Raw genomic sequence first — 16,498 nt, 5'->3', positions numbered from 1 at the left:
ATAAACACAACCGATGAAACTGAAATTAGCAATGATTGGCGGTGGGCAAGGGGCTTTTATTGGCGCTATCCACCGAATTGCCTCACGTATTGACGACCATTATGAACTGGTAGCCGGCGCTTTCAGCAGCAATGCCGAAAAATCCCGCGCCAGCGGTTTAGCACTTGGTGTATCGCCTGAGCGTGCCTACACTTCGTACCAGGAGCTTATCGAAAAAGAAAAGCAATTGCCCGAAGATGAACGCGTGCAGGTGATCAGCATAGTAACCCCAAACCACGTACACTTTGAGCCAACCAAACTGGCTTTGGAGAATGGTTTTCACGTGATATTGGATAAACCCATGACCTTCTCGCTCGACGAGGCTAAGGAACTGGAAAAGGTAGTAAAAAGCAGTGGCAAGCTGTTTTGCTTAACACACACTTACACCGGTTATCCAATGGTAAAAGAGGCTAAACAACTTGTTGCTTCAGGTAAAATCGGTAAAGTGCGTAAGGTGTATGTAGAGTATCCGCAGGGATGGCTAAGCACCTTTTTAGAGGGAGAGGATAACAAACAGGCCTCATGGCGTACCGATCCGGGTAAAAGCGGAATAGCAGGTGCCATGGGCGATATCGGTACCCATGCCTTTAACCTGGCCGAATATGTAAGCGGTTTGCAAACCACCAAGCTGAATGCCGATATCAACGTAGTAGTTGAAGGCCGTAAGCTGGATGACGACGGTGCCGTGCTGTTAAAATATGATAACGGTGCCAGCGGCGTACTGATGGCTACGCAAATTGCCGCTGGCGACGAGAACAACGTTAAAATTCGGGTTTATGGCGAAACCGGCGGCATTGAGTGGCAGCAGGATATAGCCAATACCTTATTGGTTAAATACCTGGATAAGCCAACCGAAATATGGCGTACCGGCGGCGGTTACACCAGCGGGTATGTAACCAGCAACATGCGTGCACCGGCCGGTCACCCTGAAGGTTACCTGGAAGCTTTTGCCAACCTGTATAAGAACTTTGCTTTAACCGTTAAAGCCTCAATTGAGGGCAAAGAAGCGAAGCCTGAATGGCTTGATTTTCCGGGAGTGGAAGAAGGCGTACGCGGGATGGCGTTTGTGGAGAACGTGATCGCTTCGGGCAAGTCGGATAAAAAGTGGACTGATTTTGTGATCTAATAACCTATAAAAAATATGAGAACCATTAAAGGACCCGGAATATTTTTAGCCCAGTTTGTTGGCCCTAACGCACCGTTTGATAACCTGAAATCTATTTGCGATTGGGCAAAAGGTTTAGGCTACAAAGGGGTACAACTGCCAACCAATGATCCGCATTACATCGACATACAAAAAGCGGCCGAAAGCCAAACCTATGCCGACGAGATAAAAGGCATTGTTAACGAGGCCGGTTTAGAGATCACCGAACTTTCAACCCACCTGCAAGGTCAGTTGGTTGCCGTTAATCCGGCGTACGATCAGTTGTTTGATGCATTTGCGCCCGAGCAATACCGTAATAACCCGAAGGCTCGTCAGGAGTGGGCGGTACAGCAGTTAAAATACGCTGCCAAAGCCTCACAAAACCTGGGTTTAAATGCCCATGTAACCTTTAGCGGCGCGCTGATCTGGCAAACTGTTTACCCGTGGCCGCAACGCCCCGCGGGTTTGGTTGATACCGCCTTTACCGAACTCGCCAAACGCTGGGAGCCTATCCTAAATGTGTTTGACGAGCATGGTATTGACCTTTGCTATGAGATACACCCGGGCGAGGATCTGCATGATGGTATTACTTATGAGATGTTCCTTGAAAAAGTAAACAATCATAAACGCGCCTGTTTGCTGTATGATCCATCGCACTTTGTACTGCAATGCCTGGATTATCTGGAATATATCGACATCTACCACGAACGCATCAAAATGTTCCATGTTAAGGATGCCGAGTTTAACCCAACTGGTAGGCAGGGCGTATATGGCGGCTATCAAAACTGGGTTGACCGCGCAGGTCGTTTCCGCTCATTAGGCGACGGGCAGGTTGACTTTAAGGCGATCTTCAGCAAAATGGCTGCTTACGATTTTGAAGGCTGGGCAGTATTAGAATGGGAGTGTGCCCTTAAACATCCGCAGGATGGTGCGCGCGAAGGTGCCGAGTTTATCAAAAACCACATCATCCACGTAACCGATCACGCATTCGACGACTTCGCATCAGCAGGCGGCGATGATAGCTATAACCGCAGATTATTAGGTTTAGAATAAAACCAACTAAAAGCCCGCTTCTAATGAAGTGGGCTTTCAATAACAGTGTTATTGAAACAAATTGTCTTTTTGAACGGTAATGTTAATTGACAATTTAAATACCATACCTATGAAAAAGCTTTTTATACTACTTACCGCGGGTGTACTGTTTGCATCATGCGGAGGCGAAACCAAAACCAAAACTGAGGATGCTGATACCACTGCAGCCGATGCTACTGAAGTGGCGGCAACGGATTCGGTAGCGGGTAATGATACCACGGCAATTACCGAAAAACCTGAGCCACAAGAAAAGAAAGAAAAACCGGAACAAGCCGAGAAGCCTGAAAAAAAGGAGAAACCCGAAAAAGCTGAAGCGGTAGCCGGTTCAGTAAAGGGCGGCGAACTGATTAAGGCCAGTGACTGCCTTACCTGCCACAAGGAAGATGTTAAGCTGGTTGGCCCGGCGTATGCCGATGTAGCTAAAAAGTATAAACCAACCACGGCTAATATTGATATGCTTGCCGATAAGGTAATAAATGGTGGCTCAGGCAACTGGGGCCAGATACCGATGAGCCCGCATCCTAATGTGTCAAAAAATGATGCAAAAGAGATGGTAAAGTATATATTAGCGGTTAAATAACAATTAAACCAAAATCAACCAATAAAAATGACCTTTACTAACCGCTTTAAATTATCAGCCATGATGTTCCTGGAGTTTTTCATCTGGGGTAGCTGGTTTGTTACGCTGGGAACTTATTTAAAATCACTTAACGCTACCGATTTTCAAAACGGTGTTGCTTACGCTACGCAATCATGGGGCGCTATTATTGCTCCGTTCATTATCGGTTTAATAGCCGATAAGTATTTTTCGGCACAAAAAGTATTAGGTGTATTACACCTGATAGGAGCCGGCTTGCTTTGGTATGCTACCACCATAACTAATTTTGAAGGCTTTTATCCGGTTATATTAGCATATATGATTGTTTATATGCCTACGCTGGCGCTGGTTAACTCAGTAGCGTTTAAGCAGATGAAAGATCCGAGCAAGGAGTTTCCGCCCATCCGTGTATTAGGCACCATCGGCTGGATCATTGCGGGCGTTACTATCGGCTGGTTAGGCTGGGAAAAAAGCAACCAGTTAGTACTTACCTTTAAAATGGCTGGTACAGCGTCCTTATTATTAGGTTTATTAAGCTTTACTTTGCCTGATACCCCTCCGGCTAAAAAAGGTCAAAAAACTACTTTTGGCGATATCATAGGCCTGGATTCTATCGGCTTACTTAAAAATAAATCATACCTCACCTTCTTTTTAGCGTCAGTAGCTATCTGCGTTCCGCTGGCATTTTACTATAACTTTACCAACCGCTTTTTAAATGAGGTGGGGATGAAAGGCGCGGCAGGCGTGCAGGCTTTTGGTCAGGTATCTGAGTTCTTGTTCATGATTTTGATGCCTTTATTCTTTGTGCGTTTGGGTGTTAAAAAAATGCTCGCGTTGGGTATGGTTGCCTGGGTAATACGTTATATCTTTTTTGCCTATGGCAATGCCGATACCAATTATTATATGCTGATTGCAGGTATCGTCCTGCATGGTATCTGTTACGATTTCTTCTTTGTTACCGGTCAGATTTATACGGATAACCTGGCAGGCGAACGCTTTAAAAGTGCCGCTCAGGGCTTCATCACATTAGCTACTTATGGCGTAGGTATGTTGATAGGTTCTTATATATCCGGGCCGATAGTAGATCACTGGAAAACCGGGGCTGATACGCATAACTGGCAATCGATCTGGTTAGTACCGGCAGGCATTGCAGCAGTAGTATTAATTCTGTTCCTGTTATTTTTTAAAGATAGAAAACACGTTGAAACACAACCGGGCGTTAATGCCGAGGATGCTGAAATTGTTTTGTAATTAAACTAATCGACTAATACTTAATCAAAGTAATAACAATAAAAATATTGCACATGACAAACAGACGTACATTTTTAGGTCAGGCCGGTTTAATGGGCGCTGCCATGCTTTTAAAGCCCGATCTGTCATCGGCCAAAGGCGTAAGTAAAGTTGGCTTACAGCTTTACAGCCTGCGCGACTACCTGCCTAAAGACGTTAAAGGCGTAACTGAAAAGGTTGCCAAAGCAGGTTACAAAGAAGTTGAAACCTATGGTTACTCCAAACAAAACGGTTTTTGGGGTTTAGATGCCAAAGCATACAGCCAGTTGTTAAAAGCTAACGGACTGGTTTCGCCAAGTGGGCACTATGGTATTGAATCATACTTTCGCGATGGTAGCGATAAGGAGATAAACGAAGCTATTGAGGCGGCTAAAACAATCGGCTCAACCTACGTAATTTTACCATGGATGGGCGGCGAACTGATCGACACCGTTGATAAGTGCAAAGCCATGGCGCAAAAATTTAATCAGGCCGGCGAGCTGGTTAAAAAAGCAGGTTTAAAATTCGGTTACCATAACCACAACTTTGAGTGGAAACCGGTTGGCGATACCTCTTTTTATGATGTATTACTAAAAGAAACCGATGTAAACCTGGTTACCCTTGAGCTTGATTTGTACTGGGTTTACCGCTCAAACCTTGATCCGGTTAAAATGCTTACCGAGCACCCGGGCCGCTTTAAACTGGTACATGTAAAGGATGCCGATAAAGCCAACAAGGAACTTAATACCGAAATAGGTAAAGGCCTTATCGACTATAAATCAATATTCGCTATCGCGCAAAAAGCGGGCATTAAGCATTTTATAGTTGAGCAGGAAAACTTTACTAATATTGATCCTTACGTTAGCATAAGCGAAAGCATAGCGCACGTTAAAACATTATCTATATAATTTAATAAGTACTGTGAATAATAAAACAATTTTAACCCTGATGCTGGCTTTTGGCAGCGTATCGGCCTTTGCGCAAAACGCCAAGCCCGAAGATACCGAGGTGTGGGAGCCTGTACCAAAGGTAGTAACCGCAGGTAAAACTACCGCTGATGCACCGTCAGACGCTATTATCTTATTTGATGGCAAAAACCTGAACGAGTGGGCATCGGCCGATGATACCAGCAAACCCGCTAAATGGGATATTAGCGGTGGCGCTTTTACTGTTAAAAAGAGCGAAGGCGGTATAGTAACCAAACGCAAGTTTACCAATTATCAATTGCACGTAGAATGGCGCGTGCCGGCTAACATTACCGGTACAGGCCAAAGCAGGGGTAACAGCGGTATCTTTTTGGCCTCAATAGGCAAAGGCGATGCAGGTTACGAGTTACAGGTACTCGACTCATACAACAATAAAACCTACGTGAACGGACAAGCGGGTAGTATCTACAAGCAATTTCCGCCGCTGGTTAACCCCACCTGTAAACCCGGCGAATGGCAAACTTACGACGTGATCTGGACCGCGCCGACCTTTAACGAGGATGGCAGCGTAAAAACCAAAGCGTATGTTACCGCCATTTTAAACGGCGTATTGGTACAAAACCATACCGAATTGTTGGGCCCAACGCAATACATTGGCAAGCCATCATATGTTAAACATGGCCCGGCACCAATTTACCTGCAAGCGCACGGCGACCCAAGTGAGCCTTTGAGCTTCAGGAATATCTGGGTGAGAGAACTATAATATTCGTATCAAGAATTTAACAAGGCCATGCTTTATGCGTGGCCTTTGTTGTGTAAGCAGGTTAATAAGTATCAGGTTAGTGTATCAAACTTAACGTGTTCAGCATTGTTATTAACCAATACACTAACAATGAACCGCCTTCAAAAAAAGCTCGAAAAAATAGGCCGCGATCCTAAAAACACCGCAAAGGCCGTAGGCTTACGCTATGTGGCCGATACCATGCCCGGTTATACCCGCAAAAAATCAGGCAAGGGCTGGAGCTTTTATAGTGCCGATGGCGAACTGGTTAAGGATAAGGAGCTGATCGCGAGATTTAACAAGCTGGTTATACCTCCGGCTTATACCAATGTTTGGATATCCCCGCATGAAAACGGGCACCTGCAATTTACGGGCGTTGATGCCGCCGGGCGCAAACAATACCGCTACCATGCCGAGTGGAACAAAATACGCAACCAATCCAAATACTACCGCCTGCAAACATTCGCGGCGCATTTACCAACCGTGCGCGAACAGGTAGATAAGGACTTGGCACGGCGTAACCTGGGTTATGAAAAGGTAGTAGCCCTTGTTGTGCGTTTAATGGAGCTAACCAGCATCCGGGTAGGTAACGAGTCGTACAAGAAATTATATGGCTCATTCGGCCTTACTACCTTGCAGGATAAACATGTGAAGATAGAGGGTGCAAATATGCGCTTTGAGTTTAGAGGTAAGAAGGGCGTATATCAAAAAATATCATTGGAAAGCAAAAAACTGGCAAGGCTGGTTAAGCAATGCCGAGATATACCGGGTAAAGAGCTTTTCCAGTTTTATGACGATGAAGGCAAGCGTTGTACCGTTGATTCGGGCGATATAAATACCTACCTTAAAAACATCACGGGTGAAGACTTTACCGCGAAGGATTTTCGTACCTGGGCGGGCAGCGTAAGCGCCCTATTTGCCTTTAAGGAAGCAGGTGAGTATGATAACGCTTCGGACTGTAAAAAGAAGATAGTGAGCGTGCTTGATGAGGTAGCGGTTGTTTTAGGGAATACCCGTACGGTTTGTAAAAAGTACTATGTGCATCCATCCGTAATTAAAAGTTATGAGGATGGTACCTTGTTTAAATATATAGGCCATCTGGATGAGGATAAGGAAGAAAAGGCATCAGAGCTTAGGGCCGCCGAAAAAGCCTTGTTAAACATCCTCGAAAATGAAAAGCTGGCACAGGCCAGTTAAACTGAAATATTAACTTTACTACGCATTATACAAAGTTGGCAGCTATAACAACCGTTATTACCGGGGCAACCTCGGGCATTGGAAAAGAAACCGCGCTTGCACTCGCCAAAAAAGGGCAAGGACTATATTTGCTGGTACGGGATGTAGTAAAGGGCGATGAACTGGCGCGGCAACTCACTCAGCAAACAGGTAACAAGGAAATATTTTGCGTAAAGTGCGACCTGGGCGACCTGCACAGTGTATATACCGCTGCCGAAAAGTTGAAGAGCAAGCTATTCGCCATTAATGTGTTGATCAATAACGCGGGTGGTATGTTTCCGCAGCGTGAATTAAGTACGGATGGATTTGAAAAAACCTTTGCCGTAAACCATTTGGGGCATTTTGCTTTGTTTAACCATCTGTTGCCACTGCTCGAAAAGGGGCAGGCACGGGTAATCAGCCTCAGCTCGGAGGCACACCGTATAGGCAAGGCAAATTTTGATGATATCAACAGCGAAAAAGCGTACGCGCCGATGAAGGTTTATGGCATGGCTAAGTTGTTCAATATCTACTTTACCAAATCTATTGCCGAAAAATATAAGGATAAAGGCATTACCGCCTTCGCGGTGCATCCGGGTGTGGTGAATACCTCATTTGGCGCGGGCGCAGGCGGGTTTACGGGCTTCCTGCTTTCACTGGCAAGGCCATTTATGATCACGCCCGAACAGGGCGCGCAAACACCGGTTTATCTGGCCACGCAAAATACATTGCACGCAAAAAGCGGCTTGTATTTTAAAAAATGTAAACCTGCTAAAACGGCATCAGCGGCTAATGATGCCGCCGCCCGCGAAAAATTATGGCAATTAAGCGTGGAGTTATTAAGCCGGCACCAGCCTGTGTAACAGTGTTAGTATAATTTATGTAATCGGGCTGCAAAGTAGCGGCTGCTCGTTATATTTACTGCTCAATCACACCTTATATGTTAATCAGCAAAAAAGCATTTATCACCATTGGATTACTGGCGGTTGTAGCCGTTACATCCATGATGTCGTTTAAATCTGAAGCCCCTGCCGAAGAGAAGAAATTTAAAAACCTTAAAGTTTTACCTAAAAACATTACCGAGGATCAGATGCATGAAGTGATGGAAGAGTGGGAGCACGCCCTTGGCGTACGCTGCAGTTTTTGCCATGTGCGCGATACCGCCACCAAAAAAATGGATTGGGCGAATGATGCCAAGCCCGAAAAGGAAATGGCCCGCAATATGTATAAAATGACGGCCATGCTCAACAAAAAATATTTTCATGCTAAAAAGAACGAGCTGGGTATGATGGCCGAAGAGGGTGTAAACTGTAACAGTTGCCACCGCGGTAATGCCCATCCGGAAGTGGAGCCCGCAAGTAAGAAAAAGGAACAATGATATTACCTGCTGTTCGTATAAACTTTACAGGCGATATTAATTAGTAGTAAAAATATAAAACAAGCGGCATGTTAAACAGGTTATAATAGCGTAAAGCAGCCCGCAACCAAGTTGTAATTATCACTAAAATATATACACCGCCATGGAAAATTACGAAACATTAGTGGATGCCACTAACGACCTCCTGAAAAGAGGATATACAGCAAACCTGAGTATGGATGAGGACTCGGTAAATGATAAAGAACGCGGCATCGAGATGTTGCCTGATGAGTTTGAGATTGATGAATTCTATCGTTTTGAGGGGCCAAGCAACCCTTCGGATACGTCTATCGTTTATGCCATCAGTTCAGAAAAATATAGCTTAAAGGGTGTACTGGTTAATGCTTACGGCGTGTATGCCGATAATGCCACCGGCGCACTGTTAGCCAAATTGCACCATAACCAGGTAAGTGATAACCTGCGCGGTGAGGACAGGCCTAAGGCTTAATGCTCCAAACAGGAGCTGAAATGAATATTAAGCTTTATGTAAAAATAGCGACGGATTTAATATCCGTCGCTATTTTGCTTTAGGGGAGTTGAGTTTGGTCAATATTTTTTTGCCGCGTGCCTGGATGGCTGCGGTACCATCGCGCATTAAAAATTTCATTTGGTTGGCCAGTTCATCAGCTATCCAGCTATAACGGTCACAAAGGTTAAGCAAAGCCTCGGCGGATGAGGCTTTTACAGCTACCAGCACTTCAGGGTCTATCAGCCAGTCAAAAAGCTTTTCAACCACCGGCTCCATATCAAGGGGACTTAATTTTTCTTTAACACTTGCCGATGCTTTTGCGCCGGTAAGCCGTATCATGGTATTGGCATAATGCCGCTGGCTGCTGGGGTAGGTAACCCCGGCAAAGCGTTGCAGCAAGTAGGGCAGGTCATCAACATATTTATCCGTGTGAGCTATCAAAAGGTTTTCGAGCAACCATGATGCACGGAAGGCAATATTTTTATCGGCATGGAAAGTAATATCGATCAACTCCTTCAATGGGAATTGGTGCTCTCGCATAAGCGCTGTAAGCGATAGCACCCTGGCTTTGCCGATAGTTGCTGATATATGTTTAATAAGTTCGCCTTGTGTAAGCATCATATCCGGATATGCTCAATATTACAAAAACTAAAATACGCTTTTAATAAATCAGTAAATTGCTGGTGGAATTTATACCTGTAGCATTATGTCAAACATCAGCCTGATCATCGAAGAACGCCCGCGCGATATCGGTAACTTTTTAGTTGGCCGTTTGCTGCCTTTCAGTAGTAAGCGTATGGTAGGGCCGTTCATTTTTATCGATCACATGGGGCCTGCTAAACTGAGTGAGTATCAAAATATCGACATTGCGCCGCATCCGCACATTGGCTTGTCAACGCTGACTTATTTGTTTGAGGGCGCTATTATGCACAAGGATGGCATGGGCTCGGAGATGGAGATAAAACCAGGCCAGGTAAACTGGATGACCGCCGGCAAAGGCATAGCGCACTCGGAGCGCACGCCTGAATACCTGCGCACATCCGAAAAGCAATTGCATGGTTTACAGATATGGGTAGCCCTGCCCAAGCACCTGGAGCAGATGGAACCGGAGTTTTACCATGCCGAAGCCGCTGACCTGCCCGAATGGGAGCAGGATGGTGTGAGTTATAAATTGATAGCCGGTGATTTTGCAGGCAAACAATCGCCGGTACCGGTTTACAGTCCGCTTTACTTTCTGGAATTAAAAAGCCGCAGCAGGCAAAGCGTTAAAATAGGCAACGAACTTTACGGCGAATGCGGGCTGTATATTTTAGAGGGAAGTATTGAAAGCGAAGGCACCACCTATCAGCCTAAAGAATTACTGGTAGCTAAAAACAGCCGGCTTTGCGAATTTACCATGGCTGCATGTACCACCATTTACTTTTTTGGCGGTGAGCCTTTCCCGGAGGATCGCTTTATTTACTGGAACTTTGTGGCTACCTCGCAGCAACTCATAGAGCAGGCCAAACAAAAATGGCGCGACCGGCAGTTTGCCCCCGTGCCCGGCGAAACGGATTTTATACCCTTGCCGCCCGAGCCCAGGGGATTAAAATTTAAGTAAGCTTAATCAAAAGCTAAAAAATCGTTACTTACCCATTTGCTGTCCATGCCTATGCGGCTCCAGTTATTCTTTTGTTCGATGATGAACAGCTCTTGCCCTTTGGTATAAGCGCCAACTTTATCAAACGAAGTGGCCGGCCCGGTACGCACGTTTAGTGTGTTAGCCGTAACCGTGGCATGTTTAACCTCGGTAGTGTATTTTGCCGCTACCCAGTGCTGTTGGCTTGCCGATATACGGTACCATCCGCTTTTCTCTTCGTAAATCCGCAGCACGGCACCCAGTGTGGCGGCAGCCCTGTCGGTGGCCTTAGCGCTGCCCGCGTCGGGCTTGGTACGTATATTCAGCGAGCTGGTGGTAACCATAGCGTATCTGATGATCTGCCCGGTGCCTGGTGCCGCGGGCTGTGTAAGCACCGACACTAGGGGCAAAAAGTTATTCTCGCAGTCGCTTACCTTATTGCCGCCAAAAAAGGCGGTGCCGGGGCAGCTCTTGTTGTTTTTGGTGCCGTTATTGCGCTGGCCGCTGCTCAAGTCAAACCAGTGGTGGTAAACTATGGCGTTGGTGTTTACCGGCAGGCTAAAGCGTGTGCAAAGCTTGGCGGTAAGGCGTACAATGGTATCGCGGTGTGCAACGCTCATCTGGTCTTTACCCATATCAAAATTCCCCAGATTTTCAATACAAATGGCATTGGCATTCTGGCCGGTGATACAGGCCGGAGATTTTTCAAGCGAACGGCCGGTAAGTATCGTTCCATCCGGAAAGGTGGTAAAATGCTGTCCTATGGCTGCCCAGCCGTTATGGCTAATGTGATAATCCTGCATGCCCTTTTGCAGTTCAAAGTGGTTGTTGCCCTTAAACAAAGCGTACGAAGGGCTGTAGGTGTGGTGTTGCTGTATGGTTAGCACGGTGCGTGCTACTTTAAGCGCGTCTATCCAGGCTTCAAATTCCTGAATATCCATTTTGGTAAAGCCAAATTTTGTGGTCATGGTGTATGGTTTTATGTGAGATTTAAGTGAAAAAAGCAGGGCAGGCCCTGCGATAATTGTTATAAAGTTTGGGTTTTTTGAAGAAATTCGGGGCTGAGAACCGCTGTAAATTGTTATGCTAACATACCTAAAATTTAGCGGAAGGCAAAGTAAAAACACGCGAATTTAACCGTGATTACACGGTAAACAGGAGTTAACATGGCTTAACAAAACCTTAATGCTTATGGCTTATAATGTTAACAATGCACACATAGTTTTGGCGCTTACATTAAGTTCAAATTATGAAGTATCCTTTACTATTTATCTCATTGCTGCTAATTGGGTTTACAAGCTGTACAAAAGACGACACGGCCCCTGAAACTGAAAAACCCGAAGAAGAGTTTTTTGTGAATGAAAATGCCGCTACGTTTGCTGAAATAGGTTCAATTGATATTGGCGATGTTGGCGCTGCCGAGATCTCAGCGTTCGACCCGTTAACCAACCGCCTGTTTGTAGTTAATAACGATGAAACAAAAGGTGAGGTTAACCGGATCGATGTACTTGATTTCAGCGATCCTAAAAATATGAAACTTATTCACACCATCAGCATGCAACCTTACGGCGGCGCGGTTAACAGCGTAGCTGTATTTGATGGTAAACTGGCGGCCGCTATCGAATCAACCGATAAGCAGGCTAACGGTAAAGTAGTTGTTTTTAAAACCGGCGATTACAGCAAGATCAGCGAAATAGGCGTGGGCGCATTGCCGGATATGGTTACCTTTTCGCACGATGGCAAATTTATAATTACCGCAAATGAGGGTGAGCCTAATGCCGATTATACTAACGATCCTAATGGTACTGTATCCATCATCACGGTTGATAATAACTATGCCGTTACCACGCTTGATTTTTCGGCTTTCGCAAGTAAACAGGCTGAGCTTGCCGCTAAGGGCTTCCGCATATTCGGGCCGGGCAACAGCTTTGTAAAAGATATAGAGCCGGAGTACATCACCGTATCTGAAGATTCAAAAACAGCTTGGGTAACCTTGCAGGAAAACAACGGTATAGCTAAGATCAATCTGACAACCAAAACCATTACGGATATATTTCCGCTTGGCTTTAAAGATTACAATGCCGACGGTAACGAGATCAACGTAAGCGATAAAGACAATAACAGCGTAGCGTTAGCTAAATGGAATGTAAAAGGTATTTACATGCCAGATGCTATTGCCCTGGTTGAAGCGAACGGTACGCCATACCTGTTTACCGCTAACGAAGGGGATGCCCGTGAATACGATGCTTTTAAGGAGGCTGAGCGTGTAGGTAAATTAACGCTTGATCCTGCCGCGTTCCCCAACGCTACTGACCTGCAAACTGAAGCGCAGTTAGGGCGTTTAAACGTTACTAAAACGCTTGGCGATACTAACGGCGATGGCAAGTACGAGGCGCTTTACTCATTTGGTGCCCGTTCCTTCAGCGTATGGAACGGTAATACCGGTGCCCAGATATTTGACAGCAAAAATGAACTTGACGTTAAAGCCATTGCAGCCAATGCTTACGATGATGGCCGCAGCGATGATAAATCAGTAGAGCCTGAAGGTATAACTACCGGCAAGGTTGGTAATAAAAAAGTAGCCTTTATAGGTATGGAACGCGCGGACGCGGTTGCGGTTTATGACGTTACCGATCCGGCCAAGCCAAAATTTCTCCAATTCTTTAAATGCGGCGACGCGCCGGAAGGGGTATTGTTCATCCCTGCTAAAAACAGCCCGACCAAAAAGAGCTTGTTAGTAGTTAGCAGCGAGAACGATGGCGTGGTAAAAGTATACACACCGAATACCATCTAACTTATCCTTAACCTTAATACATTGAAAAATGCCTGCGAAAGCGGGCATTTTTGTTTGCCGTAATTAATTGCGCACAAAGGTTTTTTGATAACCCAGCGGACTTTTGCCCGTAATCTGCTTAAAGTATTTATGAAAGCTGGCAAAATTATAAAAGCCGCTCTCGTAACATATTTCCTTAACGTTCAGGTGGTTGTCAATTAGTAATTTACAGGCGTGCCCAACCCTTATCTCGTTGATGAATTGCGAGTAGGTTTTATGGCTGCGCGATTTAAAGAAGCGGCAAAACGAGTTTGGGCTCACATTGGCAATGGCGGCTATTTCCTCCAGTTTTATTTTGTTTTTAAAGTTGGCAATGGTATAGTTGTAAATGGCGTTAATACGGTCTTTCTCCGCTTCCTGGAAGTTGTAATGAAAACCCATGGATGCCAGTTCCTGCCGTTGCTTATGGCCGCCCAGGGCTATGAGCACCTGCATCAAAAATATAATTTTGGCAGGCCCGTCATGCGCTATAATGTTTTCTATGAGTTCACCTATTGGCCCGCCCGCGTCGCCGGTAAGCCTGATGCCCCGTTTTGAGTGATCGAGCGTATCCTTGATTGCTTTATTCTCGGGCAGGTTTAAAAATACATCGCCCCAAAAATTCTCATTAAAATGTACCACAAAAACATCCGCTGTTGATGGTGCCCCGGCAAAATACGCGTCATCAAACTTCCAGAAATGCGGCAGGTTAGCCCCAACCAGCACGACATCACCGGTTTTAAAATGCTCAATGCTGTCACCTATAAATTGTGTTCCGCTGCCGCTTTTAAAATAAACCAGTTCGGCCTCCTGGTGGTAATGCCAGTGGCTGTTTACATCAGGCTCCGTATCGCGCCGGGCGCTAAAGGAGTGTACAATATTGGTAGATACTTTTAATAATTGGGGCTTCATTATTATATAATCGGTTTATAAAGATATAAAATAAGCATAAAATACCTGCTAAACAAAAACTAAACCTTATATACTACAATATCACTTAATAATAGGATAAAAAACAATAATTTTTAATTTATGTGTTTACCTTTATTTGTAACATTACTTTTATAAATCCTCCCTTCATAACCGGAGCTACTATAAACTATCCAAACGCGTGAAAAGATATTGCCTTACAATTGATCTGTATGATGATCCCGGCCTTATAGCCGCTTATGATGACTGGCACAAAAAGGTTTGGCCTGAGGTGCTGCAGAGCATTACCGGTAGCGGGATTGAAAGTATGGAGATTTACCGCCTGGATGGCAGACTGTTCATGATAGTGGAAGCGAATGATAGCTTTAGTTTTGAGGCAAAGGCAGAAGCTGATGCGAACAATCCGAAGGTACAGGAGTGGGAGCGCCTGATGTGGAAATTCCAGAAACCTATGCCGCAGGCTAAGCCCGGCGAAAAATGGATGCTGATGGATAAGATATTTGAATTGAAATAAAACACCCCGATGCCCGACAGTAATTATATAACTTATATACAAATACACCCTGCCGATAATGTATTAGTTGCACTTACCGACCTCGCGGCCGGTACACCGGTACATTTTAAAGGCAAAGATTTTTCGCTTATTACCCCGGTTGCCGCTAAGCACAAATTCACTATTAATGATTTAAACAGCGGCGACGAAATATTTATGTATGGTGTGCTGGTTGGCAAAGCAAACCAGATGGTACCACAGGGCACGGCCATTACTGTTGATAGCGTGGTGCACGCGGCTGATGAATACGCGCTTGGCGAACGTAAAACAGCCTGGCATCAGCCCGATGTGTCAGCTTACCAGGGGAGTACATTTATGGGCTATCATCGTGCGGATGGCTCGGTTGGTACGGGTAATTACTGGCTGGTTATTCCGCTGGTATTTTGTGAAAACCGTAACATTAATGTACTTAAAGAGGCCCTTACCGAAAAGCTGGGCTTCACCAGGCCACGCGGTTATACCAGCGAGGTTGATAAACTGGTTGATATGTACCGTACCGGCCAGTCGGTTGAAGAGATATTACAGGCCGACCTGGAACTAACGCCGGAAAGTAAAGGTACCAATAAGTTATTCCCCAATATTGATGGAATAAAATTCATTAACCACGATATGGGCTGTGGCGGTACGCGTATTGATTCGGACGCGCTTTGTGGATTGCTTGCAGGATACATTACGCACCCTAACGTGGCCGGGGCAACCGTATTGAGTTTGGGTTGCCAGCATGCACAGGCCAGTATTTTACGTAACGAGATAGCTAAACGCGATGCTAACTTTAGCAAGCCATTATATGTTTTAGAGCAACAGCAATTGGGTACCGAAAGTACCTTATTGCAGCAAGCCTTAAAGCAAACCTTTGCCGGTTTAATTGAGGCCAATAAAATTGAAAGGCAACCTGCCCCATTGTCTAAACTCTGTGTGGGTTTAGAGTGCGGCGGATCAGATGGTTTTTCAGGCATATCAGCTAACCCGACGCTCGGCTATCTGTCGGATATTTTAGTGAGCCTGGGCGGCAGCGTTATCCTGGCCGAATTTCCGGAATTGTGCGGGGTAGAGCAGGAGCTAAGCGACCGCTGTGTTGACGTGCCGACTGCCGAAAAATTTATGCACCTGATGCGTACCTACAACGCCCGTGCCGAGGCTGATGGTTCAGGCTTTTATGCTAATCCATCACCGGGCAATATAAAGGATGGTTTGATCACTGATGCTATAAAATCCGCAGGCGCGGCCAAAAAAGGCGGCACTTCGCCGGTAACAGCCGTGCTGGATTATCCGGAAAAAGTAACCAAACCCGGCCTTAACCTGTTGTGCACGCCCGGCAGCGATGTGGAAAGCACTACGGCCGAAGTGGCTTCGGGAGCAAATATCGTATTGTTTACTACGGGTTTAGGTACACCAACCGGTAACCCGGTAGCGCCGGTTATCAAGGTAGCTACCAATACGGCGTTATACAAACGCATGCCCGATATTATTGACATAAACTGCGGTACCATCATCGAGGGGGAAGAAACCATTGAGCAGGCTGCTAACCGTATGCTTGATTACGTAATTGAAGTAGCCAGCGGCAACATTACACCCAAAGCGGTAAAATTAGGTCAGGACGATTTCATCCCCTGGAAAAGAGGGGTATCATTATAA

The 16,498-nt window shown here is 45.6% G+C and carries 17 protein-coding genes; 14 read left to right on the top strand and 3 right to left on the bottom strand.

The genetic code is table 11. The features are described from left to right. Window positions 1-13: 13 nt before the first annotated feature. The 10 genes from AC3WJC_RS10725 (at window position 14) to AC3WJC_RS10680 (ending at window position 8,929) form a co-directional block, all read left to right on the top strand. Window positions 14-1,165: a Gfo/Idh/MocA family protein gene (locus AC3WJC_RS10725; RefSeq protein ID WP_492399100.1), complete on the top strand. Its 1,152-nt coding sequence runs from the start codon at window positions 14-16 to the stop codon at window positions 1,163-1,165. A 15-nt stretch (window positions 1,166-1,180) separates the two neighbouring features. Then, a complete protein-coding gene (locus AC3WJC_RS10720; RefSeq protein ID WP_492399099.1) occupies window positions 1,181-2,236 on the top strand; it encodes a sugar phosphate isomerase/epimerase family protein in 1,056 nt (351 codons plus the stop codon). Window positions 2,237-2,345: 109 nt separating this feature from the next. Next, window positions 2,346-2,855: a c-type cytochrome gene (locus AC3WJC_RS10715; RefSeq protein ID WP_492399098.1), complete on the top strand. Its 510-nt coding sequence runs from the start codon at window positions 2,346-2,348 to the stop codon at window positions 2,853-2,855. Window positions 2,856-2,882: 27 nt separating this feature from the next. After that, entirely contained in the window at window positions 2,883-4,124 is a 1,242-nt protein-coding gene (locus tag AC3WJC_RS10710; protein WP_492399097.1) for a nucleoside permease, read from the top strand. 53 nt (window positions 4,125-4,177) lie between these two features. Next, entirely contained in the window at window positions 4,178-5,050 is an 873-nt protein-coding gene (locus AC3WJC_RS10705) for a sugar phosphate isomerase/epimerase family protein (RefSeq protein WP_492399096.1), read from the top strand. A gap of 13 nt (window positions 5,051-5,063) precedes the next feature. After that, on the top strand, window positions 5,064-5,831 hold the full coding sequence (locus tag AC3WJC_RS10700; RefSeq protein WP_492399095.1) for a 3-keto-disaccharide hydrolase: 768 nt from the start codon (window positions 5,064-5,066) through the stop codon (window positions 5,829-5,831). Between the two features lie 129 nt (window positions 5,832-5,960). Next, on the top strand, window positions 5,961-7,046 hold the full coding sequence (locus AC3WJC_RS10695) for a DNA topoisomerase IB (RefSeq protein WP_492399094.1): 1,086 nt from the start codon (window positions 5,961-5,963) through the stop codon (window positions 7,044-7,046). Window positions 7,047-7,081: 35 nt separating this feature from the next. Continuing rightward, window positions 7,082-7,927, top strand: a complete 846-nt coding sequence (locus AC3WJC_RS10690) for an SDR family oxidoreductase (protein ID WP_492399093.1) — start codon at window positions 7,082-7,084, stop codon at window positions 7,925-7,927. A gap of 77 nt (window positions 7,928-8,004) precedes the next feature. Continuing rightward, the gene (locus AC3WJC_RS10685) at window positions 8,005-8,442 is read left to right on the top strand and encodes a c-type cytochrome (RefSeq protein ID WP_492399092.1); all 438 of its coding nucleotides are present in this window, start codon (window positions 8,005-8,007) and stop codon (window positions 8,440-8,442) included. Window positions 8,443-8,584: 142 nt separating this feature from the next. Beyond that, complete coding sequence (locus AC3WJC_RS10680) at window positions 8,585-8,929, top strand: phosphoribosylpyrophosphate synthetase (protein ID WP_492399091.1); 345 nt, start codon at window positions 8,585-8,587, stop codon at window positions 8,927-8,929. Between the two features lie 69 nt (window positions 8,930-8,998). Here AC3WJC_RS10680 and AC3WJC_RS10675 read toward each other — a convergent pair whose 3' ends face one another. Next, window positions 8,999-9,571 (bottom strand): HEAT-like fold family protein, encoded by a 573-nt coding sequence (locus tag AC3WJC_RS10675; protein ID WP_492399090.1) that lies wholly within the window; start codon window positions 9,569-9,571, stop codon window positions 8,999-9,001. Window positions 9,572-9,656: 85 nt separating this feature from the next. On the opposite strand from AC3WJC_RS10675, the gene AC3WJC_RS10670 reads away from it, so the two are divergent. Then, complete coding sequence (locus tag AC3WJC_RS10670; protein ID WP_492399089.1) at window positions 9,657-10,550, top strand: pirin family protein; 894 nt, start codon at window positions 9,657-9,659, stop codon at window positions 10,548-10,550. Between the two features lie 2 nt (window positions 10,551-10,552). On the opposite strand, the gene AC3WJC_RS10665 is transcribed toward AC3WJC_RS10670, so the two are convergent. Further along, window positions 10,553-11,536, bottom strand: coding sequence for an SH3 domain-containing protein (locus AC3WJC_RS10665; RefSeq protein ID WP_492399088.1), 984 nt, complete (start codon window positions 11,534-11,536; stop codon window positions 10,553-10,555). A 281-nt stretch (window positions 11,537-11,817) separates the two neighbouring features. Between AC3WJC_RS10665 and AC3WJC_RS10660 the strand changes: the two genes are divergently transcribed. Next, window positions 11,818-13,362, top strand: a complete 1,545-nt coding sequence (locus tag AC3WJC_RS10660; RefSeq protein WP_492399087.1) for a choice-of-anchor I family protein — start codon at window positions 11,818-11,820, stop codon at window positions 13,360-13,362. Window positions 13,363-13,425: 63 nt separating this feature from the next. Here AC3WJC_RS10660 and AC3WJC_RS10655 read toward each other — a convergent pair whose 3' ends face one another. Continuing rightward, window positions 13,426-14,292 (bottom strand): AraC family transcriptional regulator, encoded by an 867-nt coding sequence (locus AC3WJC_RS10655; RefSeq protein ID WP_492399086.1) that lies wholly within the window; start codon window positions 14,290-14,292, stop codon window positions 13,426-13,428. 199 nt (window positions 14,293-14,491) lie between these two features. Here AC3WJC_RS10655 and AC3WJC_RS10650 point away from each other — a divergent pair, with 199 nt between their 5' ends. Then, window positions 14,492-14,824 carry an L-rhamnose mutarotase gene (locus AC3WJC_RS10650; RefSeq protein ID WP_492399085.1) on the top strand — a complete coding sequence of 111 codons (333 nt, stop codon included), beginning with the start codon at window positions 14,492-14,494 and terminating at the stop codon, window positions 14,822-14,824. A 9-nt stretch (window positions 14,825-14,833) separates the two neighbouring features. After that, window positions 14,834-16,498: a UxaA family hydrolase gene (locus AC3WJC_RS10645; protein ID WP_492399084.1), complete on the top strand. Its 1,665-nt coding sequence runs from the start codon at window positions 14,834-14,836 to the stop codon at window positions 16,496-16,498.

The sequence above is a fragment of the Mucilaginibacter sp. FW306-07-L genome (assembly GCF_058782065.1).
This window is presented reverse-complemented; position numbering and strand designations above follow the sequence as displayed.

Excerpts from the sequence above, each read along its gene's own strand:
- AC3WJC_RS10725 (WP_492399100.1), top strand. The coding sequence starts at position 14 with ATGAAACTGAAATTAGCAATGATTGGCGGTGGGCAAGGGGCTTTTATT.
- AC3WJC_RS10695 (WP_492399094.1), top strand. The coding sequence starts at position 5,961 with ATGAACCGCCTTCAAAAAAAGCTCGAAAAAATAGGCCGCGATCCTAAA.
- AC3WJC_RS10705 (WP_492399096.1), top strand. The coding sequence starts at position 4,178 with ATGACAAACAGACGTACATTTTTAGGTCAGGCCGGTTTAATGGGCGCT.
- AC3WJC_RS10670 (WP_492399089.1), top strand. The coding sequence starts at position 9,657 with ATGTCAAACATCAGCCTGATCATCGAAGAACGCCCGCGCGATATCGGT.
- AC3WJC_RS10645 (WP_492399084.1), top strand. The coding sequence starts at position 14,834 with ATGCCCGACAGTAATTATATAACTTATATACAAATACACCCTGCCGAT.
- AC3WJC_RS10710 (WP_492399097.1), top strand. The coding sequence starts at position 2,883 with ATGACCTTTACTAACCGCTTTAAATTATCAGCCATGATGTTCCTGGAG.
- AC3WJC_RS10665 (WP_492399088.1), bottom strand. The coding sequence starts at position 11,536 with ATGACCACAAAATTTGGCTTTACCAAAATGGATATTCAGGAATTTGAA.
- AC3WJC_RS10660 (WP_492399087.1), top strand. The coding sequence starts at position 11,818 with ATGAAGTATCCTTTACTATTTATCTCATTGCTGCTAATTGGGTTTACA.
- AC3WJC_RS10685 (WP_492399092.1), top strand. The coding sequence starts at position 8,005 with ATGTTAATCAGCAAAAAAGCATTTATCACCATTGGATTACTGGCGGTT.
- AC3WJC_RS10720 (WP_492399099.1), top strand. The coding sequence starts at position 1,181 with ATGAGAACCATTAAAGGACCCGGAATATTTTTAGCCCAGTTTGTTGGC.
- AC3WJC_RS10680 (WP_492399091.1), top strand. The coding sequence starts at position 8,585 with ATGGAAAATTACGAAACATTAGTGGATGCCACTAACGACCTCCTGAAA.
- AC3WJC_RS10715 (WP_492399098.1), top strand. The coding sequence starts at position 2,346 with ATGAAAAAGCTTTTTATACTACTTACCGCGGGTGTACTGTTTGCATCA.
- AC3WJC_RS10655 (WP_492399086.1), bottom strand. The coding sequence starts at position 14,292 with ATGAAGCCCCAATTATTAAAAGTATCTACCAATATTGTACACTCCTTT.
- AC3WJC_RS10675 (WP_492399090.1), bottom strand. The coding sequence starts at position 9,571 with ATGATGCTTACACAAGGCGAACTTATTAAACATATATCAGCAACTATC.